Origin of the sequence: Collimonas sp. OK307, from assembly GCF_900113705.1 — a bacterium.
Lineage (GTDB): Bacteria > Pseudomonadota > Gammaproteobacteria > Burkholderiales > Burkholderiaceae_D > Collimonas.
Map to the genome: position 1 here is coordinate 143,268 of NZ_FOQI01000003.1, position 23,528 is coordinate 166,795.

General features: G+C 56.0%; 22 protein-coding genes. 11 read left to right on the forward strand and 11 right to left on the reverse strand.

Annotation, left to right across the window (positions count from 1 at the left end; translation table 11 throughout):
- Nucleotides 1-35: 35 nt before the first annotated feature.
- Entirely contained in the window at nt 36-1,334 is a 1,299-nt protein-coding gene (locus BM205_RS06255) for a solute carrier family 23 protein (RefSeq protein ID WP_092413594.1), read from the reverse strand.
- A gap of 236 nt (nt 1,335-1,570) precedes the next feature.
- Nucleotides 1,571-2,089 (reverse strand): DUF1269 domain-containing protein, encoded by a 519-nt coding sequence (locus BM205_RS06260; RefSeq protein ID WP_092413595.1) that lies wholly within the window; start codon nt 2,087-2,089, stop codon nt 1,571-1,573.
- 122 nt (nt 2,090-2,211) lie between these two features.
- Between BM205_RS06260 and BM205_RS06265 the strand changes: the two genes are divergently transcribed.
- Nucleotides 2,212-2,514: an antibiotic biosynthesis monooxygenase family protein gene (locus BM205_RS06265; protein ID WP_092413597.1), complete on the forward strand. Its 303-nt coding sequence runs from the start codon at nt 2,212-2,214 to the stop codon at nt 2,512-2,514.
- Nucleotides 2,515-2,742: 228 nt separating this feature from the next.
- Here the strand turns inward: BM205_RS06265 and BM205_RS24645 are convergent, their stop codons facing one another.
- Nucleotides 2,743-3,063: a DUF3563 family protein gene (locus BM205_RS24645; RefSeq protein WP_371326462.1), complete on the reverse strand. Its 321-nt coding sequence runs from the start codon at nt 3,061-3,063 to the stop codon at nt 2,743-2,745.
- 175 nt (nt 3,064-3,238) lie between these two features.
- Between BM205_RS24645 and sbcB the strand changes: the two genes are divergently transcribed.
- A complete protein-coding gene (gene sbcB, locus BM205_RS06275) occupies nt 3,239-4,672 on the forward strand; it encodes an exodeoxyribonuclease I (protein WP_092413598.1) in 1,434 nt (477 codons plus the stop codon).
- Between the two features lie 19 nt (nt 4,673-4,691).
- On the opposite strand, the gene BM205_RS06280 is transcribed toward sbcB, so the two are convergent.
- The 3 genes from BM205_RS06280 to BM205_RS06290 form a co-directional block, all read right to left on the reverse strand.
- On the reverse strand, nt 4,692-5,225 hold the full coding sequence (locus BM205_RS06280; protein WP_254783768.1) for a PadR family transcriptional regulator: 534 nt from the start codon (nt 5,223-5,225) through the stop codon (nt 4,692-4,694).
- A gap of 142 nt (nt 5,226-5,367) precedes the next feature.
- Nucleotides 5,368-5,904 carry a spermidine N1-acetyltransferase gene (gene speG, locus BM205_RS06285; protein ID WP_092413602.1) on the reverse strand — a complete coding sequence of 179 codons (537 nt, stop codon included), beginning with the start codon at nt 5,902-5,904 and terminating at the stop codon, nt 5,368-5,370.
- A gap of 57 nt (nt 5,905-5,961) precedes the next feature.
- A complete protein-coding gene (locus BM205_RS06290; protein WP_092413604.1) occupies nt 5,962-8,451 on the reverse strand; it encodes an acyl-CoA dehydrogenase in 2,490 nt (829 codons plus the stop codon).
- A gap of 534 nt (nt 8,452-8,985) precedes the next feature.
- Between BM205_RS06290 and BM205_RS06295 the strand changes: the two genes are divergently transcribed.
- The 6 genes from BM205_RS06295 to BM205_RS06320 all read left to right on the forward strand — a co-directional run bounded on the left by BM205_RS06295 (nt 8,986) and on the right by BM205_RS06320 (nt 12,704).
- Nucleotides 8,986-10,104, forward strand: a complete 1,119-nt coding sequence (locus BM205_RS06295) for an SDR family oxidoreductase (RefSeq protein ID WP_092413605.1) — start codon at nt 8,986-8,988, stop codon at nt 10,102-10,104.
- A gap of 97 nt (nt 10,105-10,201) precedes the next feature.
- Complete coding sequence (locus tag BM205_RS06300) at nt 10,202-11,101, forward strand: KPN_02809 family neutral zinc metallopeptidase (RefSeq protein ID WP_092413606.1); 900 nt, start codon at nt 10,202-10,204, stop codon at nt 11,099-11,101.
- A gap of 28 nt (nt 11,102-11,129) precedes the next feature.
- Nucleotides 11,130-11,513, forward strand: coding sequence for an MAPEG family protein (locus BM205_RS06305; protein WP_092413607.1), 384 nt, complete (start codon nt 11,130-11,132; stop codon nt 11,511-11,513).
- Between the two features lie 16 nt (nt 11,514-11,529).
- The gene (locus BM205_RS06310) at nt 11,530-11,817 is read left to right on the forward strand and encodes a hypothetical protein (RefSeq protein WP_092413609.1); all 288 of its coding nucleotides are present in this window, start codon (nt 11,530-11,532) and stop codon (nt 11,815-11,817) included.
- Between the two features lie 26 nt (nt 11,818-11,843).
- Nucleotides 11,844-12,074, forward strand: a complete 231-nt coding sequence (locus BM205_RS06315; protein WP_092413611.1) for an RNA-binding S4 domain-containing protein — start codon at nt 11,844-11,846, stop codon at nt 12,072-12,074.
- A 30-nt stretch (nt 12,075-12,104) separates the two neighbouring features.
- Nucleotides 12,105-12,704, forward strand: coding sequence for a DUF924 family protein (locus BM205_RS06320; RefSeq protein ID WP_092413613.1), 600 nt, complete (start codon nt 12,105-12,107; stop codon nt 12,702-12,704).
- Between the two features lie 18 nt (nt 12,705-12,722).
- Here the strand turns inward: BM205_RS06320 and BM205_RS06325 are convergent, their stop codons facing one another.
- Nucleotides 12,723-13,592, reverse strand: coding sequence for an MBL fold metallo-hydrolase (locus tag BM205_RS06325; protein WP_092413615.1), 870 nt, complete (start codon nt 13,590-13,592; stop codon nt 12,723-12,725).
- A 48-nt stretch (nt 13,593-13,640) separates the two neighbouring features.
- Complete coding sequence (locus BM205_RS06330) at nt 13,641-15,920, reverse strand: heavy metal translocating P-type ATPase (protein ID WP_092413617.1); 2,280 nt, start codon at nt 15,918-15,920, stop codon at nt 13,641-13,643.
- Nucleotides 15,921-16,063: 143 nt separating this feature from the next.
- Between BM205_RS06330 and cadR the strand changes: the two genes are divergently transcribed.
- Nucleotides 16,064-16,519, forward strand: a complete 456-nt coding sequence (gene cadR / locus BM205_RS06335) for a Cd(II)/Pb(II)-responsive transcriptional regulator (protein ID WP_092413619.1) — start codon at nt 16,064-16,066, stop codon at nt 16,517-16,519.
- 291 nt (nt 16,520-16,810) lie between these two features.
- The gene (locus tag BM205_RS06340) at nt 16,811-17,692 is read left to right on the forward strand and encodes a LysR family transcriptional regulator (RefSeq protein ID WP_092413621.1); all 882 of its coding nucleotides are present in this window, start codon (nt 16,811-16,813) and stop codon (nt 17,690-17,692) included.
- Between the two features lie 25 nt (nt 17,693-17,717).
- On the opposite strand, the gene BM205_RS06345 is transcribed toward BM205_RS06340, so the two are convergent.
- The gene (locus BM205_RS06345) at nt 17,718-18,725 is read right to left on the reverse strand and encodes an aldo/keto reductase (RefSeq protein WP_092413797.1); all 1,008 of its coding nucleotides are present in this window, start codon (nt 18,723-18,725) and stop codon (nt 17,718-17,720) included.
- A 147-nt stretch (nt 18,726-18,872) separates the two neighbouring features.
- Between BM205_RS06345 and BM205_RS06350 the strand changes: the two genes are divergently transcribed.
- Nucleotides 18,873-19,772, forward strand: coding sequence for a LysR family transcriptional regulator (locus tag BM205_RS06350; protein ID WP_092413623.1), 900 nt, complete (start codon nt 18,873-18,875; stop codon nt 19,770-19,772).
- 42 nt (nt 19,773-19,814) lie between these two features.
- Here the strand turns inward: BM205_RS06350 and BM205_RS06355 are convergent, their stop codons facing one another.
- A complete protein-coding gene (locus BM205_RS06355) occupies nt 19,815-21,578 on the reverse strand; it encodes a DUF885 domain-containing protein (protein ID WP_092413624.1) in 1,764 nt (587 codons plus the stop codon).
- Between the two features lie 102 nt (nt 21,579-21,680).
- A complete protein-coding gene (locus BM205_RS06360) occupies nt 21,681-23,468 on the reverse strand; it encodes a GGDEF domain-containing protein (protein ID WP_175511184.1) in 1,788 nt (595 codons plus the stop codon).
- Nucleotides 23,469-23,528 lie beyond the last annotated feature (60 nt).

The following is a 23,528-nucleotide window of genomic DNA, read 5'->3' on the forward strand; positions in this document are numbered from 1 at the left end:
CACGGGTGAACAAAACGCCAAGCTTAACTTATAGCTCAGGCTTTCTTTTCCCGCAGCAAAGCGTGCAGAATAATCGCGCCAAAGGTCGCTGTGCCGATACCGCCCAGGGAGAACTGGCCAAGTTTCAAGGTAAAGTCGCCCGCCCCCAACACCAAGGTGACGGCGGCAACGATCAAATTGCGGTTGTTCGAAAAATCCACCTTGTTTTCGACCCAGATGCGCGCGCCGGAAACAGCTATCAGGCCGAACACCACAATCGAGACGCCGCCAAGCACTGCACCTGGAATGGTTTGAATCACGGCGCCGAATTTCGGTGAAAAACCCAAGATGATTGCCAGGCAAGCGGCTACCACGAATACCAAGGTCGAATAAATCTTGGTCACCGCCATCACGCCAATATTTTCAGCATAGGTGGTGACGCCGGTGCCGCCGACGCTGCCCGACACAATCGTCGCCAAGCCGTCGCCGACAAAGGCGCGGCCCATGTATTTATCAAGATTCTGTCCGGTCATGGCCGCCACAGCTTTGATATGCCCCAGGTTTTCCGCCACCAGGATAATCGCAATCGGCGCCAGCAAAGCCATCGCATCAGCCTTGAATACCGGCGCGGAAAAATGCGGGATACCGAACCAGGCGGCATTCGCAACGATGCCGAAATCAATCGGCTTACCTAACCCTGCGCCATTGGTCAGCACCGCATAAATCACATATGCAAGCATCAAGCCGACCAGAATCAGCAGCCGCTGCAGCATACCGCGCGCAAACACGGCAACGCCGCCGACGCACAGGACAGTCCCCAGCGCCATCCAGGCATCGAAATTATTGCCGCTGACACCCTTCACCGCAATCGGCGCCAGATTGAGCCCGATCACAGCCACCACCGCACCGGTGACTACCGGCGGCATCAGGGTTTCGATCCAGCGCGTACCGATCGCCATTACCAGCAAGCCGATCAGCGCATACACCACGCCGCAGGCAATGATGCCGCCCAGCGCAACGCCAAGGTTGGGATTGAGTCCGTGGCCGCCGTAGGCACTAACCGCAATCACCAGGCCGATGAAAGAAAAGCTGGAACCAAGGTAGCTCGGCACCCTGCCGCCCACCAGGACAAAGAACAGCAAAGTACCGATGCCGGACATGAAAATCGCCAGGTTCGGATCGAAACCCATCAGCAGCGGCGCCAGCACCGTCGAACCGAACATCGCAACAACGTGCTGCACCCCCATGGCGAAAGTTTGCGGCCACGGCAAACGCTCGTCGGCAGCGATAACTTGTCCCTGCCCGTCCGCCGTACTGGCGCGCAGACGCCATTTGGGAAAATAAGAAGCTGCCATGCATTTCCTCCCTGTATGTCGATTTACTTGCCTGCCGTGACCGGGCCTGGTATTAACCTGGCTCGGCGGACAGCGTAGAACCGTATGATTGATTTTGTTTTTAACCGGAAGCTAGTGTACGAAGCTAACAACAAAATAACAATCGATCAGCAAAGAATCCGGAAAAATTACAATACAGCGGACATAAAAAAACACCGGCGGGATGGCCGGTGTTCGTTATCGCTAGTCCGATGAAATTATGGAAAGACCGGAAGATGTTTTTCCACGCCAGAGAAAGCGGCTTCCGGATGACGCTTCTCGATTAACTCCTCAATTTCCGGCACCCGTTTGAACGGCACGTCGACCAGGAGCAAGATCTTGCCCTCGTCAATCCCGGCATGGAACGCTTTCAGACGTGAGTTGGGCAGCGCCGCCGCCGCCATTCCTGACATCCAGCTACCCAGCACCGCTCCGGCCAGCGTCAGACCCACCAACGCCAGCCAGTTCAGGTGTACCCACTCCGGAGGGAAATACACCAGCCACATGCCCAACAGCAGACCTAGCACACCTCCCGCCAGCAAACCTATTTCTGCTCCATTGGCGAGGTCGGTTTTGTGAAACACATTGGCTTCAGGCATATCAGCCGGTAATGTCCCGTCAGCGCCCCAGAAGTGAATGTGCCGAATCCCGACCCGGGCCAACAGCAATTCGTCTAGTGTGCTGCGTGCACTGGAAACGTCCGGCAACATGAAATAAAGTCGTTGTCTGCCCAACATGATGGTCTCCTATGACTGGTTATGCTTTCAGCATAGTCAATCAGCAGGGAATCCACAAAGGTTGATTGCCGCTAAAAATGCGACAATCCAGATTCCGCCAACCAACAACGATGGAAACCCCCATGATTCTCGAATTAGCCGATATCCGCATCCAACCGGGTAAACAACAGGAGTTTGATGCCGCCATTCAACGCGGAGTTGAACAAATCATCAGCAAAGCCAAAGGTTTTGCCGGTTTCAAGGTACATAAGGGAATTGAATCGCCGGAACGTTATGTGCTGACGATTTCCTGGCAAACGCTGGAAAACCATACAGTCGACTTTCGCGAATCGCCGGCATTTGCCGAATGGCGTGCGGTGGTCGGGCCATTTTTCGCAGTGGCGCCGGTGGTCGAGCATTTCACGCTAGTCGCGGAATCAAACTGAATTAATACCAGGAATTGTAAACAGAAATGCACTGTGTGAGCAGCAGGGCAACCCGGTCTGACGGCCAATGCCGGCGGGATGCCCAACTGCTACGCAGTGATATAGATGAACTGCCAGATACCGAACTACTTGTTTGCAACCATGCAACTACACAATTATTATTTACAACTACTGCTTACTGCCGGCAATTAACTGCCGTAAAACCTGACGCTGTACTTAACTTGAAACTTAGAAACCCTTGATCCATGCTGCTGTCTGGGCGCTTTCACGGTCCAGGCGTTGCATACGATATTCCAGGTCATACAGGTCGACTGCTTCTGCCAGGTAGGCTTCTTTACGTGCTGCTTCCGAACGCTCATAAGCATTGCCGAGGCGCTTGAAGAAAGCGGCGACACTGCTGAAAACGCTGGCAGCTTGTACCGAAGTAGCTGGACGGGCAATGCTAGAACTGTTGCTGATTGTCATTGTAGACATGATGATTTCCTCTTTCGTTTTGCGTTCACCGCAAGCCAATTGTTGCGTCGCACAATCAGAATAGCGTTTCCCCATTAATTATCCAATTTCGATTGCCAATAGCAGTTATCATTTTGGTGAATTTAAGGGGCTAAAAGCCCCTTTTTGGTGCTTCTTAGGATTTGACTTAAAGCGTTGTAAAACTGCTATACAGGCATGGAAAGATGCCTGTAAACTGCTGCACCTCTCTCAAGCACGTTAGCCCTCATCAATGTCAACGCATACCTTCCTCTGGCACGACTACGAAACTTTTGGCGTCCAGCCGCGACGTGACCGTCCGGCCCAATTTGCAGCAATCCGCACGGATGCCGAATTGAATGAAATCGGCGAACCGATCATGCTGTATTGCCAACCAGCAAATGATTTCCTGCCAGATCCCCAGTCCTGCCTGATTACCGGCATCACTCCGCAGGTATGTCTGGAACGCGGGGTTCCCGAACACCAGTTCGCGGCACAGATTGAGAAGGCATTTTCTGAGCCGGGCACCATAGGCGTCGGCTACAACACGATCCGGTTTGACGACGAGGTCACGCGTTTCCTGTTTTGGCGCAACCTGATCGATCCTTATGCGCGCGAATGGCAAAATCAGTGTGGCCGCTGGGATATCCTGGATGTGGTGCGCACCGCTTACGCCCTGCGCCCCGACGGCATTCAATGGCCCCTTAACGATGAGGGACGGCCGAGTTTCCGCCTGGAGCACCTGACTGCCGCCAACGGCCTCAGCCACGAAGCGGCGCATGATGCGCTGTCCGATGTGCGGGCGACGATCGCCCTGGCGCGCCTGATCCGGCAGCATCAGCCGAAATTATTCGATTTCTGCCTCGCACTACACAAGAAAGATCGCGCCGGCGCTGAAATCGGCTTGCCGACGCCACGCCCATTCCTGCATATTTCCGGCATGTTCCCGGCCGAACGCGGCTGCCTCGCGGTCATGTGGCCAATCGGCATACACCCCACCAACAAGAATGAAATATTGGCCTGGGACCTGGCGTTTGATCCCAGCGAACTATTTTCCATGGATGCGGATACCGTGCGTACCCGATTGTTCAGCAAAACCGATGCCTTGCCTGAGGGTGTGACGCGTTTGCCGTTGAAATCGGTGCATCTGAATAAATCGCCGATGGTGATCAACAAATTGCAAACGTTATCGGGCGACATGGCGACGCGCTGGGGCATAGATATTCCGCTGGCGCTGCGTCATGCCGAGATTGCCGCCAGGGCGCCCGATCTTAGCGGCTTGTGGCGCCAGGTATTCCAACGCCCTGAAGAAGCTGCTAACGATGTCGACGAAGACTTGTATGGCGGTTTCATCGGAAATAACGATCGCCGCAAATTGAATGAACTGCGCGCGCTGTCGCCGCAAAAGCTGGCCGCTGCGCATATTAGCTTCGACGATCAGCGCCTCGAAGAACTGGCATTCCGCTACCGCGCCCGCAATTTTCCTGAAACCCTGACGGCAGAAGACCAGCAGCGCTGGGAAGAGCACCGCGCCGCCCGCCTGTTCGATGGCGAAGGCAAGGCACGCACGGTGGATATGCTGTTTGAAGAGATCGATAATTTATCGGAATCCACAGACGAACGCGGCGAAGAAATTCTCGGCGCCTTGTATGACTATGCGGAAATGATCGCGCCGGCACGCGATTAACCGGCCTGCTCGCGGCCAGTCAGGTCCGTTCGATCTTCACCGCCGCCAGGTCGATGGCATCGACAATGGCGCGGATCTGCTCCTGGCTGAGTTCGCCTTTTTCCAGCCTTGTATGCAGCGCCATACGGAAGTTCTGGATCGCTCGCTTCAACTCCGGTGCGGAACTGCCGGATGCACGTTGTGCCGCCTCCAGCCGTTGCAGCGCCAGGGCCAGAGCTTCGCCATTAGCGGTTAAAAACACAGCGCCCTCAGGTGTGAGGCGATACAACTTCTTGCCGCCGGTTTCAGCCTCAATGGCGGCATAACCCAACTCTTCCAGCAAAGTCAAAGTCGGATAGATCACGCCCGGGCTCGGGCTGTAATCGCCGCCCACCAGTTCCTCGATTGCCTTGATGACTTCGTAACCATGGCGTGGCTTTTCTTGCAACAGATTAAGAATTACCAACCGCAAACTGCCTTGCTCGAACATGCGTCCGCCACGGCCACCTTCACGCCGCCCGCCCCGCTCAAACAAACCGCCACCACGATGTTGCCTTTCATGACCTTGATGCATACGGCTGTGGTCGCAGCCTCTTCTATGACCAAACATAGCTGTTCCTTATCTCATTGAATGAGATACTAAGATATATCTTAGAAACTACTAAGTCAAGGTTGAGTTTCGATAATCCTTGGCCCGGATCTGCCAAAAAAGTATCTCAACGTTGTCGTTTAGACAGATATTCAGGCTGGAACATGCACATTCGAACCGCATCGCGATACACCCCATTGATGAAAAATTCGCTTTTCAGCTCGCTCTCCAGTTCAAATCCGCATTTTTGGTAAATATGGATCGCCTTTTGGTTTTCCTTATCAACGTACAGGTAGAGCTTGTATAAATTGAGCACGCAGAACGCGTATTCAATCGCCAGCCGGGTTGCGCGCTCGGCATAACCCTTACCCTGCGCACCCGGTGCGACGATAATCTGGAATTCCGCGCGTCGATGAATATGGGTGATCTCGACCAGCTCGACCAGCCCCACCATTTCGCCGTTGTCGCTTTCCAGGATAAACCGTCGTTCGCTTTGATCATGCACGTGCTGGTCGTACAGTTGCACCAGTTCGACGTAAGCCTCATACGGCTCTTCGAACCAATAGCGCATGATGTTGCTGTTGTTGTCGAGCTGATGCACAAAGTGCAAATCGTTACGCTCCAGGGGTCGCAGTTTCAGACCCGGCTGCACTAGGGTAGTCATTTGATTTCTTTCTTACTTGTTGCAAATTCTGTTTTTTGTATTCTGTGACTGTCGCGCTTAAGATTGAGATTGCGCCTGCATGCGCTTCTGCACCGATTCCAGTTGATTGAAATCCTGCGGAAAATCATCTACCTGAACGCTGGCATCACCGTAACGCGCATAGTCCTGCAAGACCTGCTGCTCTTGTTCTGTAATGTCGCCGCTGGCGGCCGCGGCGGTTATCCAGTGCTGCATCTCGATCAGGCTTTGCGGCATCGGCGCCAGCGTGCCAGCCTGGAACGCGGGTTTGAGCCGCGCTTCAATAGCATTCACCTGTGGAATCAACTGGAAAGCCAACTCGCCATAGGCGTGCGGCGATTGCTCAGGGCGTGACATGTGCATACCGGCGGTCAGGCGGTCACGGCTGTCGCCATTGATTTGCATGATCCTTGCCACCGTACTGTCCAGCGCGTCCGATGGCAACTGATAAGGCCGGCCGAATGGAAATGCGACGAAACGCAACAGGACTGCCAGCACGCGATTCGGGAAATTGTCCAACACACCCAGATAAGCTTCCTGCGCCTGATGCAAGGCATCTTGTATCGCCCAGTGCACGTAAGGCAAATCGTCCTGCGGCCGGCCGTCATCCTCGTAGCGCTTGAGCACGCTGGATACCAGATACAGCTGCGACAAGATGTCGCCCAGCCGTCCGGAAACGCGCTCGCGGAATTTCAGCGAGCCGCCGAATATGAACATCGACATATCGCTCAGCAAGGCGAACGCTGCCGACATGCGGTTAACCGCGCGGTAAAAATGCCGCAGCTCTTGCGGCGCTGCCCGCGGCGCAGCTGGCAAACTGCCGCTAGACAATCCGGCCAGTAACGTCCGTGAAAAATTGGCGAACACAAAACTGATGTGTCCGAAGAATGCCTGGTCGAATTCGACCAGGGCCTTGCCTTGATCTATCTCGCCGGCGGCGCTCATTTCTTTCAGTACGTAAGGGTGGCAACGAATCGCGCCCTGGCCGAAAATGATCAGGCAGCGCGTCAGGATATTAGCGCCTTCAACCGTAATCGCAATCGGCATCTGCTGATAACTGCGCGCCAGGAAGTTGTTCGGACCCATGCATATACCTTTGCCGCCCAACACATCCATGCCGGCATTGACCAAGACCCGGCCGCGTTCGGTCACGTGATATTTCGAGATAGCCGAGATCACCGAAGGTTTTTCACCGGCATCCACCGCCAGCGCCGACAACCTGCGCACCGCATCCATCAGATACAGGTTGCCGCCCATGCGCGCCAGCATTTCATGGATTCCTTCGAATTTGCCGATCGGAATCCGGAATTGATGACGCATCGCGACGTAGGCACTGGTACCGCGTACCGCCAGTTTGGAAAAACCGACAGTCGACGACGGCAACGAAATTGCGCGGCCGGCGGCCAGGCATTCCATCAGCATGCGCCAGCCCTTGCCGATCTGTTCGCGGCCGCCTATCACCCAGTCGAGCGGGATGAAAACGTCTTTGCCGGAAGTCGGACCGTTCTGGAACACGGCATTCAAAGGCCAGTGACGGCGCCCGGTCACCACACCGGGATGATTGGTCGGGATCAGCGCGCAGGTGATGCCCAGGTCTGTCGTGCCATCGGTAGTCAGCAACTGATCCGGATCGTGGACCCGGAATGCCAGCCCGAGCACCGTCGCCACCGGGCTCAATGTGATGTAGCGCTTATCCCAGGTGATCTTGAAACCCAGCATTTGCTGGCCGTCGTAGCTGCCCATGCATACCACGCCGATATCCGGTATCGCCGCCGCATCTGAACCGGCATAGGGACTGGTCAAGGCAAAGCACGGGATTTCTTCGCCAGCAGCCAGCCGCGGCAGGAAATAATCCTTTTGTATTTCAGTGCCGTATTGCAGCAACAATTCAGCCGGGCCCAGCGAGTTCGGCACCATCACCGAAATCGCGGCGGCGGAACAATGCGACGACAACTTCATGATCACTTGCGAATGCATGTAGGCGGAAAACTCCTTGCCGCCATATTGTTTAGGAATGATCATGCCGAGGAAACCTTTCTCCTTGACGAACTGCCAGGCCTGCGGCGACAGATCCTGCCAGATCTCGGTACTGTCCCAGTCGCTGACCAGGCCGCACAATTGCTCGACTTCGTTATCGAAGAAAGCCTGCTCTTCCTCTGTCAGTTTCGGCGCCGGCAGTTGCAGCAACTTGTCCCAGGCTGGTTTGCCGGAAAACAGTTCGGCGTCCCACCAGGTAGTGCCCGCCTCGATTGCATCGCGTTCGGTCTGCGACATGCGCGGCAAGATGCGCTGGAAAATTTTCAATACCGGACGGCTCAGCAGTCTGTATCGCAGTGGTTTGACCGCCACGATCAAGGCCGGAATCACCAGTAGCAGCAACAGCAATATCGCTGCCAGCAGACCGATCCCGGCCAGCCAGAAACCGCCGCCGATCCAGAGCAGTATGGCAAGCAGCCAAACCCAGGCGCTCACGCGCAACTGCATTAATGCCATAGCGCCGATAAGCAGCGCTGCGATCCAATAGAACATGTTGACTCCCAATTTGGCGGTTCATCGCGCGCCCATCCTGGTCACGGCCGCAATTACACTGAAGACTGAATCTGGGCGACGGGTACAGAATAGGACGGGACTGAATGCGGAACGGTCCCCCAGCGGGCTCCCCGACGGGTGCATCAGGCAACAGCCTTGCCTGACGATGTGGTCCGATAATTCTTTCTTTACCTTTGGTCACTTTTTATCTGACGAAAGTTCACAGGAAGCAAATTTAAATGTTGTACAACACTTATCCGACGTGATAATTTGATAATCAATAACAAAATATCGCATCGGCAACTTGAAAATCTTTGTAAATCTTTGTATCGGTTTGTCAACCCTACTATAGAATCGCGCGTTACGATGACTGTATGCTCTTACAACCTTGTGCGGCAAATGAAAATACTTAACAAAAAATCAAGTCGCCAAGCTCAGCAACCAACATCATCGCCATAAACCACCCCGTAGCCAGCCCAAACAGCAGGCAACCATCAACTCACTTTAGATAAGTTACAAGAGCACACGCCTTTCATGAATAATTTAATTTTGATGACCGGTGCGACCGGCTTTCTAGGTGGCGCCAATGCAGTTGAAGCAATTCACCGCGGTCTTGGTAAAAATCTACTGCTGTTGGCACGTGCGGAAACCCCGGCTGCGGCGCACGCCCGGGTTGTCGAAAATTTGCAGCTGCTGGGCGCAAGTGCGGCTGACGTTGCACAAATCGGCGTCGATCAAATCCTTTGCTCCGACTTGTCGGAACTTGATAGCGTAAGCAACGATCCGCGCCTGGATCGGGTATCGGTAGTGATCCATTCGGCTGCCCTGGCGACTTTCTCGAAACATCCTTTGCTCGAAACAATCAATGTCGATGGCACCGTGGCGCTCGGCAAGCTGATGCATCAGCGGCCTGCCTTGAAGCGCTTCATGTACATCGGCACCGCCATGGCTTGCGGCGAAGGCGCCGGCATCAATGCCGTGGTAAAGGAACAGATCGACCTGCCGCTCGGCGACCAGCATCTGGTGCCATATACCCGCTCCAAGGCGTTGGGCGAAAAGAAGTTGCGCGACATGTATCCCGACCTGCCGGTGATCTATGTCCGGCCGTCGATTATTGTCGGCCACACCAAGCTGGGTTGCGCGCCGTCGCAAAGTATTTTCTGGGTCTTCATGGTCTGGCAACTGCTTGGCGCGCTGACCACTTCTCTCGATGAAAAAGTCGATGTGGTACCGGTCGACTGGTGTGCCCAGGCCATCATCGACCTGGCCCAGAAAGATACGCTGACACATAACGTATTCCATATCTCGGCCGGACTCGTCTCGAGCGTATCGTTCCGCGAAATCGACCTGGCTCTGGCTGCCGCTCGCGGTATCGAGCCGATTGGTCCTACTTACAAGCAAATCACGCCCGATGCTATCGCCACCCTGCTGCCGCGCATGCGCGAATGCGTCCCTGAATGCAATGACCGCCTGCTGCTGCGCGCGCTCAAGCTGTATGGTGCGTTTGCCGGCTTGAATTATGTATTTGACAATGCAAACCTGCTGACCGAAGGCATTAGTCCGGCACCGCGCTTTACCGACTACCTCCCGCTCTGCGTCGAATCGGCAAAACACATTCCGATTGCCGAGCAGATGAAATGGGATTTCAAATAAATTTTTTGCCATATCTCACAGTAGTTTTGCATCTATCTGTTGTCGGTTGTAGCGATTCCGTTAAAATTGCCTACTAACATCAACAGGGGAAGCAGCCATGAAATGGGAAGGCAATCGGGAAAGTGACAACGTCGAGGACGCCCGCAACGAGGGTGGCGGCGGTGGTGGTTTCGGCGGTGGTCGCTCCATCGGGCTTGGCACTATCGCCATTGCACTGGTGGCGTCCTATTTCTTCGGCATTAGTCCGACTACCGTCATCAGCCTGCTAAGCGGTGGCCCGGTCAGCCAGCCGCAGCAGCAGTCGCAGCAAGCTCCCGGCGGAGCCCGCGGCCCCAACCACGCAGCGCCCGCACAAGATCGGCAGACCAAATTCGTGCGCACCGTGCTGGCCGATACCGAAGACGTCTGGACCCAGATTTTCCGCGCCAATGGCAAGACTTATGCAGCGCCAACCCTGAAACTGTTTTCCGGCTCCACCCAAACTGCATGCGGCACCGGACAAACCGCTTCCGGCCCTTTTTACTGCCCCGGCGACCGCAAGGTATACATCGACCTCAGCTTTTATCAATTGATGCAGCAGCGCTTTCATGTATCCGGTGAATTTGCGCAAGCTTATGTGATCGCCCATGAAGTCGGCCATCACGTGCAAAACCTGATGGGCATCATGGACAAGGTCCACAGCGCCGAGCGCCAGATGTCGAAAGCACAGGCGAACGCCATGTCGGTGCGGCTGGAACTGCAAGCCGATTGCCTGGCCGGAGTCTGGGCCTTCCACGCCAACCAGGCGCGCAGCATCCTGGAGCAAGGCGATGTTGAAGGCGCTTTGAACGCCGCTACCGCGATCGGTGACGATGCCCTGCAAAAACAGGAGCAAGGCTACGTCGTACCGGACTCGTTCACCCATGGCACTTCGGCGCAACGGGTACGCTGGTTCAAGCAGGGTATCAGCAGCGGCGAAGTCAAATCCTGCAATACATTTGAAGTAAAAACACTCTAATGGCGTGTTTCGTTAATCGGGAAGACCTATGACAATTGCTTATTGGTGCGTACTGATAGCTGGATTGATGCCGTTATTTACAATCGTGATCGCCAAGCGTGGCCGTCCCGACTTTGATAATGCCGAACCGCGCGCCTGGCTGGAGAAACAATCGGGCATACGGCGTCGTGCCGACTATGCGCACCGTAATCATTTCGAGGCATTCCCGTTTTTTGCCGCCGGTGTAATCATTGCGCAGCAGGTACATGCCACACAAAACATGCTGAATTTGCTGGCAATGATCTTCATCATCGCCCGCATCGTCTATACCGTTTTGTATCTGAAAGACCTCCCCAGCGCACGTTCGGCCGTGTGGGCCATTGCGTTCGCGGCGGCGATCGGCTTGTTCGTATTGGCGGGACTGACTCACTAAAGCATATAGTTACAACATGCCGCATCAAGACACCATTCAACTACTGCGCGACGCGGTAACCGCATTGCAGAATAACGGCAGCAGTGCAACCGCACTATGCCAGACCTGGCGCGCGCAGGCTGCACTACTTTCGTCTTTACCTCCCCGCTTTGCGGAAGTGGCAGAAAATTTCCTCGGACGGCTGGAAGCCGGCAGCCTGTTCACTGAAGAGAGCTGCTCGTTCAGCCAGCAGGATCTGCTGGCCCAGCTGCACGTCTGGCTGGACCAGGCGCAACTGGCGCTGAGCCGCACAGCTAACACCTGAACACTTATTTATCTCATCGGAATACTATGCAACAACTGGAATTACGCCTCAACAGCGATTACGTCGAACTCAATCAACTGCTCAAGCTGACTGGCGTATGCGACAGCGGCGGCGCCGGCAAGGCGCTGGTTGCCAGTGGCGTGGTAGCGGTCGACGGCAAAATCGAATTGCGCAAGACTTGCAAGATTCAAGCGGGTCAAAAAGTGACCATTGGCGACCTTCTTATCTATGTGCTGCCTCGGCGCAACGCAGGCTGATCGTTAGCCGGCGCCAGGCAGACACAAAAGATGGAAAATATTCTGGCGATCACAGAATTCTGGTTCGGCGACGATCCGGACGACGTCGCTACCGCCAGACAGCAAGGCAAGCTCTGGTGGAGTAAAAATCCTGATCTCGATTTGCGCATCAGGCAGCGGTTTGAAACAACCTTGCTTGCCGCTGAGAAAAACCAGTTGCCGGATTGGGAAAACACACCTCAAGGCGTGATGGCCCTGGTTCTGCTGACTGATCAGTTTCCGCGCAATATGTACCGCAAAACGCCACGTTCATTTGCATTCGATACGCTGGCGCGCCGTTTTTGCCGTAGCGGCCTGCAGCCGGATTTCTATGCCGCATTGCGCCCGATCGAACGGACCTTCCTGCACTTGCCGCTGACGCATTCAGAATTGCTGCCAGACCAGGAGCAGGCGGTGGCGCTGTGCGCTGCACTGGTCGAACAAGTTGCGCCAAGCCAGAAGGAGTGTTTTTCGGGCTACCTCTCATTCGCCATCCGGCACCGCGACATCATCGCTCGCTTCGGCCGCTTTCCGCATCGCAACCATATTCTGCAACGCCAGTCGACACCTGAAGAGCTGGACTTCCTGCAGCAGCCCGGCTCGTCTTTTTAGGCGTTCCTTTGAGCGGCTTTACAAGACAACATTCAGCGGGATCTTCAGATAGCTCACACCGTTCTCTTCTGCTGCGGGCAATACGCCGGCACAGATATTGAGCTGGATCGAAGGTAGCATCAAAGTTGGCAAACCCAGCGTGGCATCGCGCCGGTTACGCATGGCGATGAATTCATTCTCGCTGATACCGTCCCGCACGTGGATGTTTTTTGCGCGTTGCTCGGCAACTGTCGCCTCGCAGGCGGGAGCCCGGCCATCGGGCGGATAATCGTGGCACACGAACAACCGGGTCGACTGCGGCAGACTCAACAACCTGCTCACCGACCGATACAGGCTGCTGGCGCTGCCACCGGGAAAATCGCAGCGCGCTGAACCCAGGTCCGGCATGAACAGCGTATCGCCGACAAACACCACATCCTGCTCCACCAGATAAGCCATGTCGGCCGGCGTATGCCCCGGAACATGCAACGCTTGCGCTCGCAGGCTGCCGATGTGGAAAACCTCGTCAGGCGCGAACAAATAATCGAACTGGGTACCATCCAGCAAAAAATCCGATTGCAGGTTGAAGATTTTTTTGAATACGCCCTGAACCACACTGATCTGATTGCCAATGGCGATTGCGCCGCCCAGATGCTGGCGCAGGTAAGGTGCAGCCGAAATGTGATCGGCGTGGGCGTGGGTTTCCAACAACCATTGCACCTTCAAGTCCTTGCTGCGCACGAACTCAATCACGCGATCAGCCGACGTGGTGGAAGTGTGGCCGGCAATCGGATCGTAACCAAGCACCGAATCAATCACCGCGCACTCGCTACCCGCCGCGGTATACACCACATAGGTAAACGTGGAGGTATCTTGATCGAAAATGACTTCTATTTGTGGGCTTGCCATTTGACCGCATCCTGAATTCAACTACAAATGACTATATATGAATAGGCATCAAGTACGCAATGCGCGCACCAGTCTTAATCCGTTAAACACCACCAGCAAGCTCGCGCCCATGTCGGCGAACACCGCCATCCACAGCGTCGCTTCGCCAGTCAGGGCCAGGACCAGGAAGATCGCTTTGATGCCCAGCGCCAAGGCGATATTTTGCATCAGCACCGTGTGTGTCTTTTTACTTAAACGAATGAAATCTGTGATCTTGCGCAGGTCATCATCCATCAACGCGACATCGGCCGTTTCCAGCGCAGTATCGCTACCCGCCGCCGCCATCGCAAATCCGATATTGGCCTGCGCCAACGCCGGCGCATCGTTGATGCCGTCACCCACCATGCCGACGTAGCCAAAGCGCTGGCGCAATTCATTGACGGCATCGCGCTTGTCTTGCGGCAACTGATCGCCACGGGCGTCGCTGATGCCAACCTGGGCGGCGATGGCTTGCGCAGTATGCGTATTGTCGCCGGTCAGCATGACAACTTCGACACCGATCGCATGCAACCTGGCTACCGCTTCCGCAGCAGTATCGCGCACCGTATCGGCGACCGCCAGAATCAACAACGGCTGCGTGGCTGAGCACAGCACCACCGTGGTCTTCCCTTCGCTCTCCAGCGCCGACAAGCGTGCTTCCAGCGCAGGATTGCAAATATTCATTTCATGCACCAACCGATGGTTACCCAGATAAAATTGCCGGCCATCGATCTCGCCCTGCACGCCACGACCGGTCAACGCTTCGAAAGCACCGACTTCGAACAAATTTTCTGCATCACCCGATATTTGCCAATGCGCAACGACCGCGCCCGATACCGGATGATCGGAACGGCTGGCCAGACTTGCCGCCTGACGCCGCAATTGCAATAACCCGCGGTCATCTGCATCAGCTGGCGGCTGCACCAGCTGTATATCGGTGACACGCGGCTTGCCTTGGGTCAGCGTGCCGGTTTTGTCCAATGCCAGTGCCTTGATCTTGCGCCCCATCTCCAGGTAGACGCCGCCCTTTATCAACACCCCGTTCCTGGCCGCGGCCGCAAGCCCGCTAACCACCGTCACCGGCGTAGAAATCACCAGCGCGCAAGGACAGGCGATCACCAGCAGCACCAGCGCCTTGTACAGCCACGAATAAAAGCCCAGCCCCATCAGCAATGGCGGCAAAGTGGCGACCAGTATCGCGGCCAACACCACCACCGGTATGTAATAGCGCGCAAACTGATCGACAAAACGCTGTGTCGGTGCGCGCTCGCCTTGCGCTTGCTGCACGCTCTTGATGATGCGCGCCAGGGTCGAATTGGCTTGCAGCGCAGTCACCCTATAGATAAAGGAGCCGCGCTCATTGATCGTGCCGGCGAACACTTGATCGCCGGCCTGCTTCTCTACCGGCATGCTCTCGCCGGTAATGGCCGCCTGGTTGATGGTGGTTTGGCCTTCTGTCACTAGCCCGTCCAGCGGCACGCGCGCGCCCGGCTTGACCCGGATCAACGCAGCCAGCGCCACCTCGCCGGTGGCGACTTCTCGCCACGCGCCATCGGCATCTTGCACAGTCGCCAGATCCGGCGCCATCGCCATCAACCCTTTAATCGCGTTGCGGGCGCGGTCGAGCGACAATGCTTCTATCATTTCCGCCAGCGCAAACAGGAAGATCACGACTGCAGCCTCCGGCCATTGGCCGATGACGGCAGCACCGATCACCGCCAGCGACATCAGGAAATTCATGTTGAGAGAGAAATTCCGCAGCGCTATCCAGCCCTTTTTCAAGGTATCCAGGCCACCGCTCAAGATCGCAACCAGCGCCAGGCTGATCACCAGCCATGAATTGTCCTGGCCACCGGTCCAAACCACTACCTCGGCGCCGACCGCAGTGAGGCCAGAGATTGCCATCAGCAACCATTTTTTACGGGATATCTTGAAAGCGCCATCGCCCATGCCTTGGGTCAGATCGACCGCGCCGGTCAGCGTGTCCGATTTGAGCGCCGGCTCCATGTCCAGTGCTTTCAAGGTAGCGACAATAGCGGCCACCGAGGGCAAACGATGCTGGACCGTCAGCTCGCGCTGGATCAGATTGAATTGCATGGCGTCGATGCCGGCCATGCCCCGGAGCTTGTCCCTGATCAGTTTCTCTTCAGTCGGACAATCCATTTTCTGGATCAGGAACACGGCCTGCTCGGCGCCGGCGGCCAATGGCGCGCGACTGACGGCCGGCGTGCCCGCATGAGCATGAGCATGCTCATGCTGGTGATCGTGCTTATGCTGATGATCGTGGTGGTCGTGTTCGCAACGGCCCATGGTGTGGTTCTCCTTGACTCGGGTCTTATTCAAAAACGCAATGAATCAATTAATTACCAACAATTGATTACTCCTTGCACATTTAAAACCCTGTAGCTACTATAAGGTCAAGCATTTAGTTTGAAGTAACAGGAAAAACAACCATGAGCACAACTTCACTCAAAATCGGCGAGCTGGCCAGTCACGCCGGCTGCCCGGTCGAAACCATCCGCTATTACGAACGCGAAGGCTTGCTGCCGCTGGCGGCGCGCTCCCAAAGCAATTACCGGCTATACGGGCAAGCGCATATCGAACGCCTGCAATTCATCCGCCATTGCCGCTCACTGGACATGACCTTGGATGAAGTACGCAAGCTGCTGCAGTTTCGCGACTTGCCGGAAGATAACTGTGCCGAAGTAAATACCTTGCTGGACCACCATATCGAGCATGTCGCCGACCGCATCAGCGAATTGAAAGCGTTGCAAACGCAACTGAAGCAATTGCGCAAGCAATGCCAGAAATCCCAGGCTGCCAAGGATTGCGGCATCCTGCAAGGCCTGGCCAGCATGGAAGACGAAGCGCCGGCCAACCTGGGCAGTCATGGCGGCGGCGTTCACTAGGGTCTGTTAACATTTGATTTGGGAGTGCGAACGCGCGGCAGGCGTTACAGGCCTAGGCGCGACGACGCGACGTAGCGGTGCTACGGCAAGGAGAAGTAACGACGGCATGTGACGCCTGCAGCCGTTCCCGGAGGGTTCAAACCAAAACGTGCGCTGGCCGCGTTGCATGGTTTACAGGGGCCTCGGCCCCTGCTACACCACGCGCCTTGCCAGCACACGTTTTGGTTTGAACGCATCTCCCAAATCAATTGTTAACAGACCCTAGGGCCTTGCACCCCTCTGACACTCACGATGAATATACACTCAGACGATCTCCGGATTTTTATCGCCGTGGTTGACAACGGCACACTCAGCGCCGCCGCCGAGCAGTTGGGCCAGACCACATCCGGCTTGAGCCGCGCATTGTCGCGGCTGGAACAGAAGCTGGCCACCACGCTCCTGACCCGCACCACGCGCCGCATGGAGTTGACCGAAGAGGGCCATCTTTTTCTGGAAAAGGCACGCACGATCATTGCGGCGATGGAGGAAGCGGAAGAAGCCATCCAGGTGCGCCATCAAAGGCCATCGGGACGTCTGCGGGTAGACGCCTCGCCGCCTTTCATGCTGCACTGCATAGTGCCGCATATAGCCGAATTTCGCAGTAACTATCCAGACATTACGCTTGAGTTGACCAGCAACGACCAGAATATCGATTTGCTGCAGCAACGCACCGACATCGCCATCCGCCACGGTGCGTTGCAAGATTCGATGCTGCATGCGCGCCGGCTGGGAGCAAGCCAGCTGCACATCGTCGCCAGCCCCGATTACCTGCGCGCGCATGGCACGCCAGCCAGCGCGGAAGAGTTGAAGCAACATCAGCTGATTGGTTTCACGCAGCCGGAATCGCTCAACAACTGGCCGTTGCGACAACAACAGGAAGAGCAGCTGCCGATCACTCCGACGCTATCGGCATCCGGCGGCGAAACCATACGTCAGCTGGCGCTGCATGGGCTTGGGATTGCCTGCCTGTCGGCTTTCATGGTGCGCGAGGATATTGCCCGGGGGACGCTGGTCGATATCCTGGCAGAGCATAACAATGGTTACCGGCAACAGATCCATGCGGTGTATTACAGGAATACCCAGCTGGCCCGGCGCATCACCTGCTTTCTGGATTTCCTGCAATTAAAGCTTTAAAGCCCGAGTTTCACAGAAATAAAACTCAGCTAGTGTGGCGGTGTTCGCTATCGAGATGGGCCATCATTACCGGCGCATAACGTTCACCGGCGATTGCACCGGCTGGCACGGCTACCTCGATCCGCGCCAGATCATCGGTACTTAACTGAATATCCATTGCCCCCAGTGATTCAGCCAGGCGGTCACGACGACGCGCGCCGACCAGCGGCACGATATCTGCGCCACGCGACATTACCCAGGCGATTGCAATCTGCGCCACGGTCGCCTGCTTGTCGGCGGCGATGGCCTGCAAGGCATCCAGCAAAGCCAGGTTGTGCGCCAGATTGTCGCCAATGAAACGTGGATTACGGCCACGAAAATCGCCTGGCGCCAACACCTTGTCCTTGCCCCAGTGTCCGCTGATCAAACCGCGCGACAACACGCCGTAGGCAGTAATGCCGATGCCGAGTTCACGGCAAACCGGCAGGATCTCGGCTTCGATACCGCGCGACACCAGCGAATACTCAATTTGCAGATCGGAAATCGGATGCACTGCCTGTGCCCGGCGCAGGGTTTGCGCACCAACTTCCGACAAACCGATATGACGCACGTACCCTGCTTTCACCATGTCGGCGATGGCGCCTACCGTTTCTTCAATCGGCACGGCCGGATCGAGCCGTGCCGGGCGATAGATATCGATATGATCTGTGCCGAGCCGGCGCAAGGTGTAAGCCAGGAAACTCTTCACCGCCTCAGGCCTGCCGTCGATACCGCTCCAATTGCCGGCGGGATCGCGCATGGCGCCGAATTTAACGCTGAGCAGTACCTGATCACGATTGCGGGTGCGCAAGGCTTCCCGAATCAGCATCTCGTTATGTCCCATGCCGTAAAAATCGCCGGTATCCAGCAGAGTGATACCGGCATCGATTGCTGCGTGCAGCGTGGCGATGCTTTCAGTTTCATCGGCGGGTCCGTACAAGTCGGACATACCCATGCAGCCAAGGCCGATGATGGAGGATTGCGGGCCGGTACTACCTAGTTTTTGCATTCTCATAATGACATCCTTCATGTATTCGATGGGAAGGGCGAAACCAGATATGGCCGCCTTGAACACATTATTGTCCGTGTCCAAAAATTAATAAATGCGCATAAAATGATTTCTTTATTCGAAAATTGCTAACAATAGGAAATAGGAGCGCCCATGGATCGGATTCAGGCAATGGAAGTCTTCTCTCGCGTCGCCGAACTGGGCAGCTTCAGCCGTGCGGCCGAGCAGTTGAATTTGCCGGCAGCCACCGTTACCAATGCGGTTCAGGCGCTTGAGAAACACCTCGGGGTCCGCTTGCTACAGCGCACCACACGCAAGGTAACGTTGACCGATGAAGGCATCACCTACCTTGATCGTTGCACTCGAATATTGGCTGAATTCGAAGATGTCGATACCCTGTTCCAGCAGGACCAGTTGCAGCCGCGCGGCGTGATCCGGGTTGACTTGCCGGAACGCCTGGCGCACACGGTGGTGATACCAGCGTTGCCGGATTTTTTTGCGCAGTATCCGAACCTGCGAATCAAGTTGAGCGCCACCGACCGCTTCGTCGACCTCATCGGCGAAGCGGTCGACTGTGTGGTGCGCGCCGGTCCTCTCAGCGATTCCAGCCTGATCGCGCGCCGCATCGGCAACATGGAGCAGATCAACTGCGCGGCCAAGTCTTACCTGGATCGCCACGGCCGGCCGCAGACCTTGGGCGATTTACAGCATCACATGGTGGTCAATTATTTTTCCAGCCGCACCGGGCGCGACCTTGGCTGGGAATATCTGGAGGATGGCGAACCGCGATTCCTGAAGCTTCCCGGCCAGATCTCGGTGGCCAGCTCGGAGGCTTACCTGGCCGCCTGCATCGCCGGACTAGGATTGATACAAGCGCCGCGCTTCGGTCTGGAAGAGTTACTGGAGAGCGGCGCTGTTGAAGAAGTGCTGCCGGATTTCAAGCCGGCGCCATTACCGGTATCCGTGGTGTACGCCCACAACAAACACCTGTCGCCGCGCGTGCGGGTGTTTGTCGACTGGATCGCGAAATTGCTGGCGGCCCGCTACGCCTGAGCCGGCCTGCATCATCGCAAGGTCAGCTTAGGCATTCAGCAACTAGACAGCTGCCGCTTGTTGCGCAATCCAGGTGTTTATCTGCGTTTCCAACATCTCCAGCGGCAAGGCGCCATTGTCGATGACGGCGTTGTTAAAGCGCCGCAGGTCGAACTTGCTACCCAATTCCTGCTGCGCCTTTTCGCGCAAGGCCTTGATTTTCAGCTGGCCGATCTTGTAACCCAGGGCCTGGCCGGGATCGACGATGTAGCGGTCGATTTCGACCTGGTTGTCGTGCGGTGGATTGGCCGTGTTGACGTTCATGTAGTCGATCGCCTGTTGCCGCGTCCAGCCCAGCGCATGCATCCCTGTATCGACCACCAGGCGGGCAGCCCGGAACAACTCATCGTTGAGATGCCCGAACTTCGAATAGGGATCGGTATAGAAACCCATTTCGCCTCCCAGGCTTTCGGCATACAACGCCCAGCCTTCGCCGAAAGCAACGTACCAGCCGAAGCGCCGGAACTCAGGCAAGCCTTTTATTTCCTGGGCGCGCGCGGTCTGCAAATGGTGGCCAGGCACCGACTCATGCAAGGTGAGGGTTTCCATTTCCCACTTAGGACGCGAATCCAGCTTCGACAGGTTGGCGACGAAATAACCCGGCCGCGAACCATCCGGCGTTCCAGGTTCATAGTAAGCGCCGGCCTGGTTCTCCGCACCCACTTCCGGCACCGGTTTCACATCGACCGCAGCGCGGGGAATATCGGCAAAAAAAAGCGGCAACTGCGCGGATGATTTCTTGATGATCTCCTTGTAGCCGGCCAGCAGATCTTCCGGTTTGGTGTAATAGAAACGCGGATCCGTATTCAGGAAAGTGATGAATTCTGCGAACGTTCCCTTGAATCCGGTCTGCTGCATCACCAGTTTCATTTCCGCTTGAATCCGCGCCACTTCCTGCAGCCCGACCTCGTGGATCTCTTGCGGCGTCATGCTGGTGGTGGTGTTTTCCTTGACCTTGTAGGCGTAATACGCCGCACCGCCGGGCAAACTCGACGCCGCTATGCTGTCGCGACAAGCGGGCAGATAGGTGTCGCTGATGTAAGCGTCCAGTTTGCGGAAAGCCGGCGCCACACCTTGCTGCAGCAGGCGCTCGCCTTCACGCGCCAGGCTGGTGCGCTGCGCCGCCGGAATCGAAGCAGGCATGTCTTTGAACGGGGCCGCCAACAGGCTGCTATCGAGTTTGGCGACAAATTCCTGAAGCTGCCCCGGCACCGCGCTCATCGTGACTTTGGGCGCCACCCAACCGGATTTGACGCCTTGCTGCAATTGCGCAATCACACCATCGACGTACTTCGGCAATGCCCGCAGGCGCCCCAGGTAATTACGATAATCCTTGGCGGTATTGAATGGCGTTTGCGCAACCAGTTGCGGAAACTCGAACTGGACACCGTTCAGTTGCGAGATCGGTTCCGGATTGTACGGGTAGAATTTGGCGGCCTGGATGTTCTTCTGTTTTTCATAAACGAACAGATCGTAGGAAACCAGATCCTGGCTACTTAATTTGTTACGATCAATGCGCCTGGCTTGAGCCAGCATCTGCTCCTGGTGGAGATTGCCTGCCAGGCTGGCTGCCAACGAAACATCCGACAACCGGTCGTTAAAGCGATTGTCGCCAACGGCGGTGGCAAACTCCGGTGCGTTGCGCATGCTCCACTGCCAGTCGCTGTCAAAGAGTGTATTGAGTTGCTGATGTGGCGTTGCGGCGTAGCTGAACGGCGCCAATAGAAGACTGAAAAGCAGCGTAAAAATAAAAAGGAATTTGTTCATCCATGTCTCCGAAGATTAGCCCGCCATTCTAGCAAATCACGTCGGAAAATTTCTCAACAGAAATTTCTTTCTCACCATCGGGCTCCCCCTTGGGGCACTATCTCAAACCGGAACATCAGATGACGGAAACGATTCGTCAACTTTGCGCTGCGGCGATGCCACTACCCTGTTGCGGCCACCATGCTTGGCTTGATACAAGGCCTGATCGGCGCGTTCAATCAGGCTTTCAAGACTCTTGTCGTAATCGACAGCCTCGCAATCAAACGCCGCCACGCCAAAACTGGCGGTGACATTGACGATCTGGCCATCATCCAGCTGCAAATGGCAGGCATCGATAGCACTGCGCAATTTCTCCGCGACGGCAAGCCCTTGAGACAAATCGATTTCGGGTAACAGCAGGATGAACTCCTCACCGCCATAGCGTGCCAGCAGATCGACCTTGCGACGATATCGCCGACACAGGTCCGCCACGCCACGCAGCGCCTGATCGCCCCCCGGATGCCCGTACCGGTCATTGACTGCCTTGAAATGATCGACATCCATCACGATCAGCACCAACTGCCGCCGATAACGCTGAGCGATACCGAATTGCTGCTCGCCTTGCGAAAAGAATGCACGGCGATTCATCAGCCCTGTCAGGAAATCCGTGTCGGACAAGGTCTGCAATTGGGCAATCAGCTCCTCGCGCTGTTTTTCGAGGCCGACTTTGGCCAGGCTATGGGCCTTCAATACATGTATCGCGCGCATCATGGCGCCAATCTCATCGTCATGACTTGGTATCGGAATAGCTGTACTCAAACGCTCCTCGGCCAGCGATGTGAAAAGATCGGTAGCATCAAGAATCGGGCGCAGGACGCGCTGTCGTATCACCCGCATGAGCAGCATGAAAATACCCAGCGCAATAACCCCCAGGCCGGTTGCTGCCCACAGGACATAGGCGGCCTGCCTGTTTTTATAGTCGGCTTGCTTTAGCATCTCGGCCAGGACCAGATCGCGCAGGTGCGGAATCGCCGCCATTTTCGGGACATAGCGTGCGGTCACATCATGGGCGCTCAAACCGTAGTTTCCCGTACTGCGCCCGATGACGAACAATTCGTCCAGGAAACCCAGGCCGGCGCCGAGGTATTGATCACGCACCGTATTCAAGGCAACTTCCACGGCTGGATTGCCGCTGTACGCGTGCAGTTGCAGTTCAATCACCGAATACAACTGTTCAATCTGTCCCGATAATTTGGAGAATGCGTAGATTTCCTGAGAGGTAAAAGGGCGCTGAGCGGCTACCGGAGCAATCGGGACAGATCCTATCTGCCCCGCAATATTGCGCAAACTGGAGGTTAGCTGAGCGCCTTGCAAACCGTCGCTAAGCTGTGCATCCGACTTGACCGCAATTCCGGACAAAGTGGTAATCGCCGGCGCAAAAACACCGATCGCATGGGCCATCATTTCCAGTGCGGTACCGACGGCGGCCATGTCGCGCTGCTGTTTCGGCCCGGCTAGTAAAGGAGCGGCTTCTTTACGTGCCGCCGCCAGCGCTTGCTGTGTCGATTCCACCTGCTCAAGTACCGGCGCCAGCGCCGGGTCAGCTTGTACTTGCAGAGCATGGTGCAAGGTTGCCAGCGACTGATCGCTGGCGGAACGCGCCTGCTCCAGCCGTGGAACCACCTCTGCGGCATCGTCCGATTCCTGCGTCAACATCGAATTGACAGGCCCACGCTCGGCCGCCAACGCTTCTTCCACCAGTAACGCCAGCTGCAAATTCTTAATGGCAGGCATGCTCTTTGTACTGCGTTCGTATACGGACCATTCGCTGCTGACGATCCGGCCGGTCAAGGTCAGAAAAAGCAGCATCAGCAAGATCGAAATCAGCCAAAACAGGCGATTGAGCGACATACGAAATAACATGCGTACAGATTAAGTCAAAGAATGTAGTTGATTGTTTTTAATAGTTGC

What these genes read in the sequence shown, in the direction of transcription:
- BM205_RS06255 (WP_092413594.1), bottom strand. Translation starts at nt 1,334, where the DNA reads ATGGCAGCTTCTTATTTTCCCAAATGGCGTCTGCGCGCCAGTACGGCG.
- BM205_RS06260 (WP_092413595.1), bottom strand. Translation starts at nt 2,089, where the DNA reads ATGTTGGGCAGACAACGACTTTATTTCATGTTGCCGGACGTTTCCAGT.
- BM205_RS06265 (WP_092413597.1), top strand. Translation starts at nt 2,212, where the DNA reads ATGATTCTCGAATTAGCCGATATCCGCATCCAACCGGGTAAACAACAG.
- BM205_RS24645 (WP_371326462.1), bottom strand. Translation starts at nt 3,063, where the DNA reads ATGGGGAAACGCTATTCTGATTGTGCGACGCAACAATTGGCTTGCGGT.
- sbcB (WP_092413598.1), top strand. Translation starts at nt 3,239, where the DNA reads ATGTCAACGCATACCTTCCTCTGGCACGACTACGAAACTTTTGGCGTC.
- BM205_RS06280 (WP_254783768.1), bottom strand. Translation starts at nt 5,225, where the DNA reads ATGCATCAAGGTCATGAAAGGCAACATCGTGGTGGCGGTTTGTTTGAG.
- speG (WP_092413602.1), bottom strand. Translation starts at nt 5,904, where the DNA reads ATGACTACCCTAGTGCAGCCGGGTCTGAAACTGCGACCCCTGGAGCGT.
- BM205_RS06290 (WP_092413604.1), bottom strand. Translation starts at nt 8,451, where the DNA reads ATGTTCTATTGGATCGCAGCGCTGCTTATCGGCGCTATGGCATTAATG.
- BM205_RS06295 (WP_092413605.1), top strand. Translation starts at nt 8,986, where the DNA reads ATGAATAATTTAATTTTGATGACCGGTGCGACCGGCTTTCTAGGTGGC.
- BM205_RS06300 (WP_092413606.1), top strand. Translation starts at nt 10,202, where the DNA reads ATGAAATGGGAAGGCAATCGGGAAAGTGACAACGTCGAGGACGCCCGC.
- BM205_RS06305 (WP_092413607.1), top strand. Translation starts at nt 11,130, where the DNA reads ATGACAATTGCTTATTGGTGCGTACTGATAGCTGGATTGATGCCGTTA.
- BM205_RS06310 (WP_092413609.1), top strand. Translation starts at nt 11,530, where the DNA reads ATGCCGCATCAAGACACCATTCAACTACTGCGCGACGCGGTAACCGCA.
- BM205_RS06315 (WP_092413611.1), top strand. Translation starts at nt 11,844, where the DNA reads ATGCAACAACTGGAATTACGCCTCAACAGCGATTACGTCGAACTCAAT.
- BM205_RS06320 (WP_092413613.1), top strand. Translation starts at nt 12,105, where the DNA reads ATGGAAAATATTCTGGCGATCACAGAATTCTGGTTCGGCGACGATCCG.
- BM205_RS06325 (WP_092413615.1), bottom strand. Translation starts at nt 13,592, where the DNA reads ATGGCAAGCCCACAAATAGAAGTCATTTTCGATCAAGATACCTCCACG.
- BM205_RS06330 (WP_092413617.1), bottom strand. Translation starts at nt 15,920, where the DNA reads ATGGGCCGTTGCGAACACGACCACCACGATCATCAGCATAAGCACGAT.
- cadR (WP_092413619.1), top strand. Translation starts at nt 16,064, where the DNA reads ATGAGCACAACTTCACTCAAAATCGGCGAGCTGGCCAGTCACGCCGGC.
- BM205_RS06340 (WP_092413621.1), top strand. Translation starts at nt 16,811, where the DNA reads ATGAATATACACTCAGACGATCTCCGGATTTTTATCGCCGTGGTTGAC.
- BM205_RS06345 (WP_092413797.1), bottom strand. Translation starts at nt 18,725, where the DNA reads ATGAGAATGCAAAAACTAGGTAGTACCGGCCCGCAATCCTCCATCATC.
- BM205_RS06350 (WP_092413623.1), top strand. Translation starts at nt 18,873, where the DNA reads ATGGATCGGATTCAGGCAATGGAAGTCTTCTCTCGCGTCGCCGAACTG.
- BM205_RS06355 (WP_092413624.1), bottom strand. Translation starts at nt 21,578, where the DNA reads ATGAACAAATTCCTTTTTATTTTTACGCTGCTTTTCAGTCTTCTATTG.
- BM205_RS06360 (WP_175511184.1), bottom strand. Translation starts at nt 23,468, where the DNA reads ATGTCGCTCAATCGCCTGTTTTGGCTGATTTCGATCTTGCTGATGCTG.